General features: G+C 55.8%; 10 protein-coding genes. 3 read left to right on the top strand and 7 right to left on the bottom strand.

The window, feature by feature from the left end:
• Nucleotides 1-184 precede the first annotated feature (184 nt).
• Nucleotides 185-1,597, top strand: a complete 1,413-nt coding sequence (uxaC, locus tag I6L74_RS05365; RefSeq protein WP_059177402.1) for a glucuronate isomerase — start codon at nt 185-187, stop codon at nt 1,595-1,597.
• 17 nt (nt 1,598-1,614) lie between these two features.
• The gene (locus I6L74_RS05360) at nt 1,615-3,102 is read left to right on the top strand and encodes a UxaA family hydrolase (protein WP_059177403.1); all 1,488 of its coding nucleotides are present in this window, start codon (nt 1,615-1,617) and stop codon (nt 3,100-3,102) included.
• 118 nt (nt 3,103-3,220) lie between these two features.
• Here I6L74_RS05360 and sstT read toward each other — a convergent pair whose 3' ends face one another.
• The 4 genes from sstT to I6L74_RS05340 all read right to left on the bottom strand — a co-directional run bounded on the left by sstT (nt 3,221) and on the right by I6L74_RS05340 (nt 7,892).
• Nucleotides 3,221-4,462 carry a serine/threonine transporter SstT gene (gene sstT / locus I6L74_RS05355; RefSeq protein WP_059177404.1) on the bottom strand — a complete coding sequence of 414 codons (1,242 nt, stop codon included), beginning with the start codon at nt 4,460-4,462 and terminating at the stop codon, nt 3,221-3,223.
• A 284-nt stretch (nt 4,463-4,746) separates the two neighbouring features.
• Nucleotides 4,747-5,715, bottom strand: a complete 969-nt coding sequence (locus tag I6L74_RS05350; RefSeq protein WP_015960527.1) for a TerC family protein — start codon at nt 5,713-5,715, stop codon at nt 4,747-4,749.
• Between the two features lie 418 nt (nt 5,716-6,133).
• Complete coding sequence (locus I6L74_RS05345) at nt 6,134-7,132, bottom strand: Gfo/Idh/MocA family protein (RefSeq protein WP_059177405.1); 999 nt, start codon at nt 7,130-7,132, stop codon at nt 6,134-6,136.
• 259 nt (nt 7,133-7,391) lie between these two features.
• The gene (locus tag I6L74_RS05340) at nt 7,392-7,892 is read right to left on the bottom strand and encodes a YgjP-like metallopeptidase domain-containing protein (RefSeq protein ID WP_059177406.1); all 501 of its coding nucleotides are present in this window, start codon (nt 7,890-7,892) and stop codon (nt 7,392-7,394) included.
• 83 nt (nt 7,893-7,975) lie between these two features.
• Here I6L74_RS05340 and rlmG point away from each other — a divergent pair, with 83 nt between their 5' ends.
• Nucleotides 7,976-9,112 carry a 23S rRNA (guanine(1835)-N(2))-methyltransferase RlmG gene (gene rlmG, locus I6L74_RS05335; protein ID WP_059177407.1) on the top strand — a complete coding sequence of 379 codons (1,137 nt, stop codon included), beginning with the start codon at nt 7,976-7,978 and terminating at the stop codon, nt 9,110-9,112.
• A 214-nt stretch (nt 9,113-9,326) separates the two neighbouring features.
• On the opposite strand, the gene I6L74_RS05330 is transcribed toward rlmG, so the two are convergent.
• The 3 genes from I6L74_RS05330 to lsrR all read right to left on the bottom strand — a co-directional run bounded on the left by I6L74_RS05330 (nt 9,327) and on the right by lsrR (nt 14,253).
• On the bottom strand, nt 9,327-11,348 hold the full coding sequence (locus I6L74_RS05330) for an NADPH-dependent 2,4-dienoyl-CoA reductase (RefSeq protein WP_059177408.1): 2,022 nt from the start codon (nt 11,346-11,348) through the stop codon (nt 9,327-9,329).
• A gap of 308 nt (nt 11,349-11,656) precedes the next feature.
• A complete protein-coding gene (lsrK, locus tag I6L74_RS05325; protein WP_059177409.1) occupies nt 11,657-13,249 on the bottom strand; it encodes an autoinducer-2 kinase in 1,593 nt (530 codons plus the stop codon).
• 32 nt (nt 13,250-13,281) lie between these two features.
• Nucleotides 13,282-14,253, bottom strand: a complete 972-nt coding sequence (gene lsrR / locus I6L74_RS05320; RefSeq protein WP_059177410.1) for a transcriptional regulator LsrR — start codon at nt 14,251-14,253, stop codon at nt 13,282-13,284.
• Nucleotides 14,254-14,267: the final 14 nt, after the last annotated feature.

Genomic DNA, 14,267 nt, shown 5'->3' with positions numbered 1-14,267 from the left:
TTTCACGATATGAAGCCAGTGCTGGCGCGGTTTGCGTTGAGGTTTGCTCCTTTGGGGGTAATTTTTTTGTCGACGTTTATTGATCTAACTCACGAAAAAAACTTCTGCCGCTGGAAATTGGTGTGATAACTTTGCAGCATCTGAACATAAGTTTCTGACGCTCTCGTTATAGAGGAAGATGATAATGACGCCGTTTATGACCGAAGATTTCCTATTAGATACCGAATTTGCTCGCCGTCTGTACCATGACTACGCAAAAGACCAGCCGATTTTCGACTACCACTGCCATTTGCCGCCGCAGCAGGTTGCCGAAAATTACCGCTTCAAAAACCTGTATGACATCTGGCTGAAGGGTGACCACTACAAATGGCGTGCGATGCGCACCAACGGTGTGGCGGAGCGCCTGTGTACAGGCGATGCGACTGACCGCGAGAAGTTTGATGCGTGGGCAGCAACCGTGCCACACACCATCGGTAACCCGCTGTATCACTGGACACATCTGGAACTGCGTCGCCCATTTGGTATCACCGGCAAACTGCTGTCGCCAACCACTGCTGACGAAATCTGGAACCAGTGTGGCGATTTGCTGGCGCAGGATAACTTCTCTGCACGCGGCATCATGAAGCAGATGAACGTGAAGATGGTCGGCACCACTGACGATCCGATTGATTCTCTTGAACACCACGCGATCGTCGCGAAAGACACCTCTTTCGATATCAAAGTGCTGCCGAGCTGGCGCCCGGATAAAGCCTTCAATATTGAGCAGGCGACGTTCAGCGACTACATGGCGAAACTGGCCGAAGTGTCTGATACCGATATCCGTCGCTTCACCGATCTGCAATCCGCGCTGACCAAACGTCTGGACCACTTTGCCGCCCACGGCTGTAAAGTCTCTGACCACGCGCTGGACGTGGTGCTGTTTGCTGAATCAAACGAAGCAGAACTGGATAGCATCCTGGCACGCCGTCTGTCCGGTGAAAGCCTAAGCGAACACGAAGTGGCGCAGTTTAAAACTGCGGTGCTGGTCTTCCTGGGCGCAGAATACGCGCGTCGCGGCTGGGTTCAGCAGTATCACATCGGTGCGCTGCGCAACAATAACCAGCGTCAGTTCAAACTGCTGGGCGCAGACGTTGGCTTTGACTCCATCAACGATCGCCCGCTGGCAGAAGAGCTGTCAAAACTCCTGAGCAAACAGAACGAACAAAATCTGCTGCCAAAAACCATCCTGTACTGTCTGAACCCGCGCGACAACGAAGTGCTGGGCACCATGATCGGCAACTTCCAGGGCGAAGGCATGCCAGGCAAGATGCAGTTCGGTTCCGGCTGGTGGTTCAACGATCAGAAAGACGGCATGGAACGTCAGATGACGCAGCTGGCGCAGTTAGGTCTGTTGAGCCGCTTCGTCGGCATGCTGACCGACAGCCGCAGCTTCTTGTCCTATACCCGCCATGAATATTTCCGCCGCATTCTGTGCCAGATGATTGGTCGCTGGGTGGCTGCAGGTGAAGCGCCCGCTGACATTCAACTGCTGGGTGAAATGGTGAAAAACATCTGCTTTAACAATGCGCGCGACTACTTCGCCATTGAACTGAACTAAGGCCGTTTGAGGTTGATATGCAATACATCAAGATCCATTCGCTGGATAACGTTGGCGTAGCACTGGCAGATTTGGCCGAAGGGACGGAAGTCACTTTCGACACGCTTTCGGTCACGTTACGCCAGGCCATTGGGCGTGGACACAAATTTGCCCTGATCCCCATTGCTAAAGGGGAAAACGTGGTGAAATACGGTTTGCCCATCGGCCATGCGCTGGCGGACATTGCGCCGGGTGAATACATTCACTCTCACAATACCCGCACCAATCTCAGCGATCTGGACGAGTACAGCTATCAACCTGATTTTCAGGCCGAAGTTGGGCAGGCGGCAGATCGCGACGTTGAGATCTATCGCCGCGCCAGCGGGGAAGTGGGGATCCGCAATGAGCTGTGGATCCTGCCTACCGTCGGCTGTGTGAACGGGATCGCGCGTCAGATCCAGACGCGTTTTCTGAAAGAAACCCACGACGCCGAAGGCACCGACGGGGTATTCCTGTTTAGCCACACTTATGGCTGCTCACAGCTCGGTGACGACCACATTAACACTCGCACCATGCTGCAAAACATGGTGCGCCACCCCAATGCGGGTGCGGTGCTGGTGATTGGCCTCGGCTGCGAGAACAACCAGGTGGATGCTTTCCGCGAAACGCTGGGAGATTTCGATCCTGACCGCGTGCACTTTATGGTGTGTCAGCATCAGGATGACGAAGTGGAAGCGGGGCTTGAGCAACTGCATCAGCTGTATGACGTGATGCGTCACGACAAACGTGAGCCGGGCAAACTGAGCGAGCTGAAGTTTGGTCTGGAGTGCGGCGGTTCCGATGGCCTGTCAGGCATTACCGCTAACCCGATGCTGGGGCAATTCTCGGACTACATGATCAGCAACGGCGGCACGACCGTACTGACCGAAGTCCCAGAAATGTTTGGCGCTGAACGCATTCTGATGAGCCATTGCCGCGACGAAGAGACGTTCGAAAAAACCGTCACCATGGTGAACGATTTCAAACAATATTTCATCGCGCACAATCAGCCGATTTACGAAAACCCATCGCCGGGTAACAAAGCGGGCGGGATCACCACGCTCGAAGAGAAATCCCTTGGCTGCACGCAGAAAGCGGGCGCAAGCCAGGTGGTGGACGTGCTGCGTTATGGCGAACGTTTGAAAACCCACGGTCTGAATCTGCTCAGCGCGCCGGGCAATGACGCCGTCGCCACCAGTGCTCTGGCAGGCGCAGGCTGTCATATGGTGCTGTTCAGTACTGGTCGCGGTACGCCTTACGGCGGTTTTGTTCCGACGGTGAAAATTGCCACCAACAGCGAACTGGCTGCCAAGAAAAAGCACTGGATCGACTTCGATGCCGGTCAGCTGATTCACGGCAAAGCGATGCCGCAACTGCTGAATGAGTTCATCGATACCATCGTTGAATTTGCCAACGGCAAGCAGACCTGTAACGAGAAGAATGATTTCCGCGAACTGGCAATCTTTAAGAGTGGTGTGACGCTGTAAGTCGCGAGCGGGCGGATGCCCTCAGCCCGGTCCTCTTCCACGGGGAAAGGGGCAAACACTAAAAACGGCAACCTTCGGTTGCCGTTTTGCTTTTCCCTTTGCCATCGAGCATTTCTTTTTAACTGCGCAGAGCGTTCTTCGCTAAACGCGCGTCTTCTGCCTGGCATGCGGCGGCGGTGAACAGCACGTCGGTTGAAGAGTTCAACGCGGTTTCGCAAGAGTCCTGCAATACGCCGATAATAAAGCCAACGGCGACCACCTGCATGGCGATCTCATTCGGGATGCCGAACATATTACATGCCAGCGGAATCAGCAGCAGCGAACCTCCCGCCACACCCGATGCGCCACAGGCGCACAGCGATGCCACCACGCTCAGCAACAGGGCTGTTGGCAGGTCAACCGGGATACCCAGCGTATGAACTGCTGCCAGCGTCAGCACCGTAATGGTGATAGCCGCGCCAGCCATGTTGACGGTTGCGCCCAACGGAATGGAGACCGAATAGGTGTCACGATCCAGATTCAGCTTCTCGGCCAGCGCCATATTCACCGGAATATTCGCCGCAGAGCTGCGGGTAAAGAATGCATACACGCCACTTTCACGCAGACAGGTGAGAACCAGCGGATAAGGGTTGCGACGGATCTGCCAGAAGACCAGCAGCGGGTTAATCACCAGCGCCACCAGCAGCATACAACCAATCAGCACGATCAGCAGTTGGGCGTAGCCCCAAAGCGTCTCGAAACCCGTGGTCGCCAGCGTGGAGGAGACCAGGCCGAAGATACCGATTGGCGCAAAGCGAATGACGATTTTTACCATAAAGGTCACGGCGTTTGAGACATCGTTGACCAGGTTTTTCGTTGTTTCGTTACCGTGACGCAGCGCAAAGCCCAGGCCAACCGCCCAAACCAGAATGCCAATATAGTTAGCGTTAAGCAGGGCATTAACAGGGTTAGAAACCATGCTCATCAGCAGGCCGCGTAACACTTCCACAATACCGGATGGCGGTGTGATATCGCCCGCCGCGCTGGACAGATGCAAGGTGGACGGGAACAGGAAACTGAACACCACCGCGGTCAGCGCGGCAGAAAATGTCCCCAGCAGGTAAAGGAACAGAATAGGGCGGATATTGGTTTTTTGTCCGTGCTGATGGTTGGCAATAGAGGCCATTACCAGCATCAAAACGAGTATTGGTGCTACCGCTTTCAACGCGCCGACAAACAGCGTGCCGAGCAAACCGACCGCTTCAGCCGCCGGTTTTGAGATCAGCGCCAGCAGAATACCCAATACCAGGCCTACCAGTATTTGTTTAACCAGGCTGCCCTGCGCAATACGCGCGAGCAGACCAGACGATTGCATGGTCATAGTCAATCCTTAAGTGAAATTGTGTTCCATCCTGGATGCGTTCTGGGCCGCATTTATGTCCGGATGTAAGTAAATGTTTGCCTGGTTGAGTATAGGGAAAAGGCGCGCAGGGGGAAGTGTAAAATGCTGGAATTTACGTGTTGCGTCATATTTTTTAACTATTATTTAACATTTTTGCGGCTTGTGCGAGGTAAAAGCAAAGCGGTAACGTCAGTTACCGTTTTTAGTGTTTACTCCCTCTCCCGTGGGAGAGGGCTGGGGTGAGGGCATCAAACTGCAGAGATCTACTGCGCCTGCTGCTTCTTATCGTTCTGATGGTTAACCCATGCGTTAATCACCAGCGTCAGCGCCAGAATACCAAACACAATGCCCAACGAAATCGCGATTGGAATATGGTAGAAATCAACGATCAGCATCTTGATACCGATGAAGACCAGAATCACTGACAGACCATATTTGAGCATGGAGAAGCGCTCAGCCACGCCGGCCAACAGGAAGTACATCGCACGCAAGCCGAGGATCGCAAACAGGTTAGACGTCAGGACGATGAACGGATCGGTGGTTACCGCGAAAATTGCCGGAATACTGTCGACCGCGAAAATTACGTCACTCAGTTCAACCAGAATCAGCACCAGCAGCAGCGGCGTGGCAAACAGCAGGCCGTTCTTACGCACGAAGAAATGCTCGTTATCAATGGTGTCGGTCATGCGTAGATGACCACGGATCCATTTCACCAACGGCTTCTCGCCAATCCCGGTTTCGTCCTCTTTTGCCAGTGCCATTTTGATACCGGTAAACAGCAGGAATGCGCCAAACACGTACAGCAGCCATTCGAACTGCGTAATCAGCCAGCTACCGGCGAAGATCATGATGGTACGCAGGATGATCGCACCCAGCACGCCGTAAACCAGCACGCGGCGCTGAAGGGCAGCAGGAACGGCAAAATAGCTGAACAGCATCAGCCAGACAAAGACGTTATCGACGGCTAAGGCTTTCTCAATCAGATAACCCGTGAGGAATGCGAGCGCCTGAGGATCGGCTACTGCGCGGCCTTCGGTTGAGGCCAGATACCACCAGAACGCGGCGCAAAACAGCAGAGAGAGGGTGACCCACACCAGCGACCAGGCGGCGGCCTGTTTCATGGTCATGCCATGTGCGCCGCGACGACCCTGTAAAAACAGATCGATCGCCAGCATGATGACCACCACCACTGCGAATCCGCCCCATAACATTGGAGTGCCGACAGAATGCATACTTTTTTCCTTACGCTACGAGCCTATTCCACAAGGCTATTTTGCTTGCCATTTTGAACCTGGGCAGTGCTCGCAATCCTCACGTACTCCGTGTACGTTCAGGTTGCTGCGCGCTGTCCGTGTTCAAACTGTCTGCGCCAATAACACCTTCTGGGTAGGCTATAAAAAACAAAAACGGCTAACGTCAGAAGACGATAGCCGTTGCGTTTTTTATGCAGGGACCTCGCCTTCCGGCAAGGTCTCACTTACAACGAAAAGACCACGTTAGTGACTCTTTTTCGTTGCCCGGCGACCGGATGCGGTATTACACGCATCGTAATGACGACCCACCGGCAATGAAGTTACTCCCCTTTGCAGGTAACAAAATATGTCAGCGGACGCGTTTCGTCAATGGCTGACCGAATTCTCTTACACAGCTTTACGCGATGGCTTCAGCGCTCACGCCATCCGCAGGGAAAACCACGCCCGTCTGACGACGGATTTCCGTCTGCAGTTTCGCTGTCGTACGACTTACCGCCAGCCCAGGGTGATTCACTTCGTTATTTTCTACCAGGCGAGCGAAGACCTCTGCCTCATAGAGCATAGTGTTAATATGTTGAGGCTGCGTCAGCTCCTGCGGCTTTCCACCGCGCGGCACAAAGCTCACCTTCTGGCATTCTGAAATTTTTTCGATCACCAACGATCCGGCTTCGCCCTGAATTTCGCTCGGTAGCACGGAATCGCTGACTTTAGAATGCTGTAGCGTCACGCTGAAATCACCGTAATCCATTACCACCACACCGTGCGCATCCACGCCGCTGTCCAGCAGGCTGGCGGTGGCCATCACGCCGTGCGGCTCGCCCCAGAGTGCAACCGCAGAGGCCAGGCAGTAAAAGCCGATATCCATAATCGACCCATTCGAGAACGCCGGATTAAAGGTGTTCGGGTTTTCGCCATCCAGATAGCGCTGATAGCGCGAGGAATACTGGCAGTAGTTAATAAACGCTTTGCGCACCTTGCCAAGCTTTGGCAGCGATTGCTGCAACAGCAGGAAATTCGGCAGGCTGGCGGTTTTGAACGCTTCGAACAACACCACCTGGTTTTCGCGCGCCAGGGCGATAGCGGCTTCCACTTCCTGAATATTCGACGCCAGCGGCTTCTCGCAAATCACATGCTTTTTATGGGCGAGGAACTGCAGGGTTTGTTGCGAATGCAGAGCGTTCGGGCTGGCGATATAGACCGCGTCGATTGCGTCGCTTTGCGCCATGTCGTCGAGCGAGGTAAACAGATGTTCGACGGGATAATCGCTTGCAAAAGACTGCGCCTGTTCAAGGCTGCGGGAATAAACGGCGGTGAGTTTGTATTTGCCGGTTTCATGGGCGGCGTCAACGAACTGGCGCGTGATCCAGTTCGTACCAATAACAGCGAAACGTATCATAAACGTTCACGTACTCCGTAGCAGGGAACCTTTTTTCACTGTAGCACGGCATCATGACAAAACCAGTGCGCTAAAACGCATCCCCGTCATTCTTCAAGCAGCAGGTGCGTTGGCTTTCCTCACTCAACTCAGTCACTGACTTTAGTCAGCTCCTGGGATTCGTTGCGTCGCCGCGTTACTCGGCCTATGGCCTCGCCCCTTCGGGGTCAGCGCCAGCGCTGCTCAAGGAACAAGTGCCTTGTCCTGCAACTCGAATTATTTAGGGGCAACCCTTTAACGATAAATGCGTTAGCCACAGGCGCGTATCAAACTCAAGCTGGTGATACTGCGGTTCCATATGGCAGCACAAAGAGTAGAACGCTTTGTCGTGCTCTTTCTCCTTCAGATGTGCCAGCTCATGCACCACGATCATGCGCAAAAACGCTTCCGGCGCGTTGCGAAAAACGGTCGCCACGCGGATTTCGGCTTTGGCCTTCAGCTTGCCGCCCTGGATGCGCGAAATCGAAGTATGTAAACCGAGTGCATTTTTCAACACATGGATCTTGTTGTCATACATCACTTTATTGATCGGCGGGGCGCTCTTCAGATACCGGTTTTTCATATCCTGCGTATACTGCCAAAGGGCCTTATCGGTCGCGAAATCGTGCGTGCCTGGATAGCGTTTTTCCAGCACCGATCCCAGCTTTTGCTCGGTAATTAACGTGCGAACCTGAGTCAGTAAATTCTCTGGATAGCCCTGGAGATAAGTTAGTTGGTTCATCAAAGCCCCAAATGAAGAGGAAAACGGGTATACTCACGCACCCTTTTCAGGGATACGCCAAATTTTACCATTCAGGAGGGCCGATGAGCCACTTAGACAACGGTTTCCGTTCACTCAACCTTAAACGTTTCCCGGAAACGGACGACGTTAACCCGCTGCAGGCGTGGGAAGCGGCGGATGAATATTTGCTGCAACAGTTGGATGACACCGAAATCAGCGGCCCGGTTCTGGTCCTGAATGATACCTTCGGTGCGCTGGCCTGCGCGCTGGCCGAGCATACGCCTTACAGCATCGGCGATTCCTATCTCAGTGAACTCGCCACCCGCGAGAACCTGCGCCACAACGAGATTGCTGAATCCAGCGTCAAGTTCTTAGACAGCACCGCGGAATATCCGCAGGCGCCGGGCGTCGTGCTGATTAAAATTCCTAAAACGCTGGCCCTGCTGGAACAGCAGCTGCGCGCGCTGCGCCTGGTCGTGACGCCGCAAACGCGCATTATCGCGGGCGCAAAGGCGCGTGATATTCACAACTCCACGCTGGAGCTGTTCGAAAAAATTCTGGGCACCACTACCACGACGCTTGCCTGGAAAAAGGCGCGTCTCATCAACTGTATCTTCACTGAGCCCGCTCTGGTGGACGCACAGCAGATGTTAAGCTGGAAGCTGGAAGGCACCGACTGGACGATTCATAACCACGCAAACGTCTTCTCCCGTACCGGGCTGGACATTGGCGCGCGCTTCTTCCTGGAACATCTGCCGGGCAATCTGGAAGGCGAAATCGTCGATCTCGGCTGCGGTAACGGCGTGGTAGGCCTGACGCTGCTGGAGAAAAACCCGGAGGCGAGTGTCCTCTTTACGGATGAATCGCCAATGGCCGTCGCCTCCAGCCGCCTCAACGTTGAAACCAACATGCCCGAAGCGCTGGATCGCTGCGAGTTTATGATCAACAACGCGCTGTCTGGCGTGGAGCCGTTCCGCTTTAACGCCGTGCTGTGCAACCCGCCGTTCCATCAGCAGCATGCGCTGACGGATAACGTCGCGTGGGAGATGTTCCACCACGCCCGCCGCTGCCTGAAAATCAACGGCGAGCTGTATATCGTGGCGAACCGTCATCTGGACTACTTCCACAAGCTGAAGAAGATCTTCGGTAACTGCACCACCATCGCCACCAACAATAAATTCGTGGTGCTCAAAGCCGTGAAGCTGGGTCGTACCCGCTAAGATTTGGGTGAGTGCAGCCTGATGCCCTCACCCCAGCCCTCTCTCGCGGGAGAGGGAGCAAAGATTAAAAACGGTGACTACGGTTACCGTTTTTTTTACAGCCTGCAGCCTGATGCCTTCAACTCGATCCTCTCCCATGGGGAGAGGGAGCAAAGACTAAAAACGGTGACTGTCGTTGCCGTTTTGCATTCATCTCCAGCGTCATCGGGCAATGCTAAATAGCCAGTGCCAGTTTCGTGCCTTGCGCGATCGCGCGTCGGGCATCCAGCTCCATCGCCACGTCGCACCCGCCAATTAAATGTACTGCGATTCCGGCTTCGCGTAACGGATCCGCCAGCTCACGACGCGGCTCCTGCCCGGCACATAAAATCACCTGATCCACGCGTAACAGCTGCGGCTCCCCGCCGATCGTTACATGTAATCCGTCGTCATCGATTTTCTGATAACTGACCGCCGGGATCATCTTCACGCCGCGTGAAAGCAGGGTGGTGCGATGGATCCAGCCGGTGGTTTTGCCCAGTCCTTCGCCCGGTTTGCTGGCTTTGCGCTGAAGCATCACAATCTGGCGCGGGCTTTTTGGCAACTGCGGGCCTTCCGGGCGCAGACCGCCGGACTGATTCAGGCTGGTGTCGATCCCCCATTCCACGCAGAACTCGGCGATATTCTGACTGGTGGCCTCTCCCGGCTGGCTAAGATACATCGCGGTATCAAAGCCGATCCCACCGCAACCGATAATCGCCACCTTTTCGCCCACAGGAACTTTGTCGCGCAAGACGTCGAGATAACTCAGTACCTTAGGATGATCGATGCCCTCGATCTCTGGCGTACGTGGGGCGATCCCGCTGGCTAAGATCACGTCGTCAAATCCCGCCAGATCCGGTGCGGTGACGAAGTGATTGAGGCGCAGATCCACGCCCGTTAGTGCGATCATTTTCCGGTAATAGCGCAGTGTCTCGTAAAACTCCTCTTTGCCGGGGATCTGTTTGGCGATGTTGAACTGTCCGCCGATCTCTGCGGCGGCGTCAAACAGCGTGACCACATGCCCACGCGACGCGGCATTCACCGCAAAAGCCAGGCCAGCGGGGCCAGCACCCACCACCGCCAGACGTTTGATTTTCACCGCCGGTACGATTGGCATTTTGGTTTCGTGGCAGGCGCGCGGGTTGACCAGACAAGAGGTCACCTTGCCGACGAAAATCTGATCCAGACAGGCCTGATTGCAGCCGATGCAGGTATTGATCTCATCAGCGCGATCGCTTTGCGCTTTGGACAGCAGTTCGGCATCAGCGAGGAACGGACGCGCCATCGACACCATATCCGCATCGCCATTTGCCAGCACATCGTCTGCGACCTGCGGATCGTTTATGCGGTTGGTGGTCACCAGCGGAATCGACACTTTGCCTTTCAGCTTGCGCGTTACCCAGCTAAACGCCGCGCGAGGTACGGCGGTGGCGATGGTAGGAATACGCGCTTCATGCCAGCCGATGCCGGTATTAATGATCGTAGCCCCCGCCGCTTCGATCGCCTGCGCCAGCTGTACGGTTTCGTCAAACGTGCCGCCGCCTTCCACCAGATCGATCATCGACAGGCGGAACACAATAATAAAATCTGTTCCGACGCGCGCGCGTACGGCACGCACCACGTCGACGGCAAAGCGCATTCGGCGCGCATAATCACCACCCCATTCGTCGTCGCGCTGGTTAGTGCGTGCCACCAGGAATTCGTTAATCAGATAACCTTCGGACCCCATGATTTCGACGCCGTCATAACCGGCTTCACGCGCCAGCGCGGCGCAGCGGGAAAAATCATCAATCAGTGCGAGAATCTCGTCATGCGTCAGGGCGTGGGGTTTGAAACGGTTGATCGGCGCCTGAATCGCCGACGGTGCCACCAGATGCGGCTGATAGCTATACCGCCCGGTATGCAGGATTTGCAGGGCGATTTTGCCGCCCTCTTTGTGTACCGCGTCCGTCACTATTCGATGCTGCGGCAACTGGCTGACATCGTTCAGCACCGCACCGCCTTCCATTCCGACGCCAGACAGCGCGGGTGCTACGCCACCGGTCACAATCAGTGCCACGCCGTGACGGGCGCGCTCGGCATAAAACGCCGCTAGCCGTTCAGCACCCTCCGGATGTTCTTCCAGACCGGTATGCATTGAGCCCATTAACACGCGGTTTTTGAGCGTAGTAAAGCCCAGATCAAGCGGGGCGAATAACGACGGGTAGCGGCTCATAATCTCTTCCAATGTAAAATTATTGTTATGTGGTCGGATGAGTTACTAATTTAGCCAGTCGCCGGGAAAAGGGAAAAGGGGAGTGTGGTGAATGTGATGAGAGTCAAAGATTGCTGCTGCCGGACGCTCACCCGCTTCCCTAAGGGGCGATGGAATCGTCTTGAGCAGTTTGAGGGGATGAGCGGAAGGGGCGCGGGCAGGTTTGAATCAACGGAGTTACTCACCAGGACTTTCCCTCTCCCGTGGGGAGAGGGAAAGTCCTGGTGCGATATTAAAAGGCTGATTCGATCTGGTCTTCTCCCTCTCCCTTAGTGAGAGGACCGGGGTGAGGGCGCGCGCACCAGCCCAGGCGCTTGCCACATCGACGTGGTGAGACCGCTGTCGACCAGGCCAAGCTGATCGGCATACACCGCCTGCCATTTTTGCATCATCCCGTCATACAGCTCACGATGTTCTGGATTCGGCGTAAATTCCCGGCTCCATTTCACCAGCCTCTCACCCGTTGCAGCCATATCATCATACAGCCCCGCACCCGTTCCCGCCGCAATCGCGCAGCCAAGCGCCGTTGCTTCTTTGACGTCCGGCACGCGCACAGGCAGCCCGGTGACGTCGCTTAAAATCTGGCTCCACAGCGCGCCTTTCGCACCGCCACCGGCGAACACCAGGCTCTCAAACGTCACGCCGGAAAAGCGTGAAATCTGCGCCAGATTGCAGGCTGAGACAATCGCCGCGTTCTCTTCCAGCGCGCGGAACAGCGTCGCTTTGTTGCACTTTTCCGGGTCAATGGAAAGATTGATAAACGACGGCGCGGCGTGATACCACTGCTTGAAATGCATGGCATCAGAAAATATTGGCATCACGCCGTGGGAACCTGCCGGAACGCGATTGGCCATCTCCTCAAGCAGAGCATAAGCGTCCATTCCCATGCGCTCGGCAATCAGTTTTTCTTCCGCGCAAAAGGCGTCGCGGAACCAGCGCATCGTCAGCCCGGTAAAGAAACTGATCGACTCCGCCTGCGCCATGCCCGGAATGACGTGTGGATTCACCCGAATATTCATGTCCGGATCGGTACGCACCTCCGGCAGATTCACCACCTGCTGCCAGAACGTCCCGCCGAGAACCGCCGTTTGCCCGGCACGCACAACCCCTAAACCCAGACAGCCCAACTGCACGTCGCCACCGCCCATCACGACGGGCGTCCCTTCGCGCAGGCCGCTTTGTGATGCGGCGGCTTTGGTCACCGCCCCCAGCACGGTGCCCGTCTCTTTAACCGGAGAGAGAATATCGGCGCGCAGCCCGGCCATATCCAGCAGGGCTGGACGCCAGTCGCGGCTAAACAGATCGAGCATGCCGGTAGTGCCCGCATTCGACGGGTCTACCGCCAGTTCGCCGGACAGCTTCGCCGCCAGCCAGTCGCTGATCATGGTGATGGTCGCCGCGTTGCGATAAATATCGGGGCGGTGATGCGCCAGCCACAGCAGGCGCGGCATGGCGCTCAGCGCCAGCGTTTGGCCGGAGACGTCATACACTTCGGATTCAAAGCGGTTGTCGTGAATTTCTTTAAGCTCTGCCACTTCGCGGCTGGCGCGAGCGTCGACGTTGGCGCAGGCCCAGATGGCATCGCCGTTGCGATCGTATAACACGATCCCTTCGCGCATGGAGCAGCAGGCGACGGACTGAATATCTGCGGCATTGAGATGCGCGCGATCCAACGCCTGGTGAATACACTGGCAGGCCAGCCGCCAGTTGGTGTCGAGATCAAATTCCATCGAGCCGGGCACGTTTTCCACGCTCAGGTGTTTCCACTCAGCCTGTCCGACTGAAATCTGATTGCCGTGCAAATCAAACACAACGGCGCGAACGCTTCCCGTCCCTGCATCTAACGCTAAAAGGTAACTCATGAGCTTGCCTCGTGTCAGGCGCAGGGCGACTCTTATCCAGCCAGAGCCAGCACCGCGCGGGCTGTCGTCTCTTCCGTCACCAGGCCATTGATAAGGCGACCTTTCAGTGCGGCATAAATCGCATCTGCTTTTTCTTCCCCTCCCGCCACGCCGACAATGGTAGGCAGCTGCGCCAGTTCATCGAGCGTCACGCCGAGTAATTCGTGGTGGATCTCAAGATCAGAAACCCGTTCGCCCGCCGCATTCAGGAAATAACCGAGGATATCGCCCACTGCGCCTTTGCGGGCGTACATCAGCTGTTCGCCTTCGCTGATATAACCGGCGCGTAAAATTGTCGCGTCACGACGCTGATTGACTGAACCAATGCCAACGACGGCGGCATCGGCAGCGGTTGCCGCAAGGATGACGTCCCGCACGCTGGCTTCGCGTTTTAAAATGCCCGCCACTTCTGCGGAGGAAACGCGCAGCGGGGCAGGGATCATGCTGACGCTACAGGCGGCATCAAGCTGGCCGATGCCGGTCATGTATGGCCCCACACCGCCCGAAAGCGTCACCAGCCGCACCTGCTGCGAGCTAATAAATCCGCTTAAGTGCTGAATACAGCTCATGGTGGTTTCACCAAATCCCACGGCCAGCAGTTGCCCCGGTTCCAGCACGCCCATCAACGATTGTGCAGCGCCAATCCCCAGACGTACGTTCATGGGCACGGCATTTAACGCCGGCAGCACGCGAACCAGCTTCAGTCCAAAGCGCTGCTGTAATTCGGTCTCCAGCGCCAGACACCCTTCGTACCGGGAATTTATCTGCACGCGGATGACGCCTGACTGACGCCCTTTTTCCAGCAAGCGCGAGATTTTCAGGCGCGGCAGACCCAGGCGCTCGCCAATATCGTTCTGCGTTAAACCGTCGTGGTAATAACACCAGGCCACGCGCGCCACCAGTTCCTCTTCCGTTAGCGCCAGTCCGGCAAATCGACTCTCTTCGGCAATGCGTTTATCGCTCATAATTGAACTCTTAT

The organism is Lelliottia amnigena, from assembly GCF_019047465.1.
GTDB classification, from domain to species: Bacteria; Pseudomonadota; Gammaproteobacteria; order Enterobacterales; family Enterobacteriaceae; genus Enterobacter; species Enterobacter amnigenus.
The sequence above is the reverse complement of the archived record's forward strand: the minus strand, read 5'-3'. Positions and strand labels throughout refer to the sequence as shown.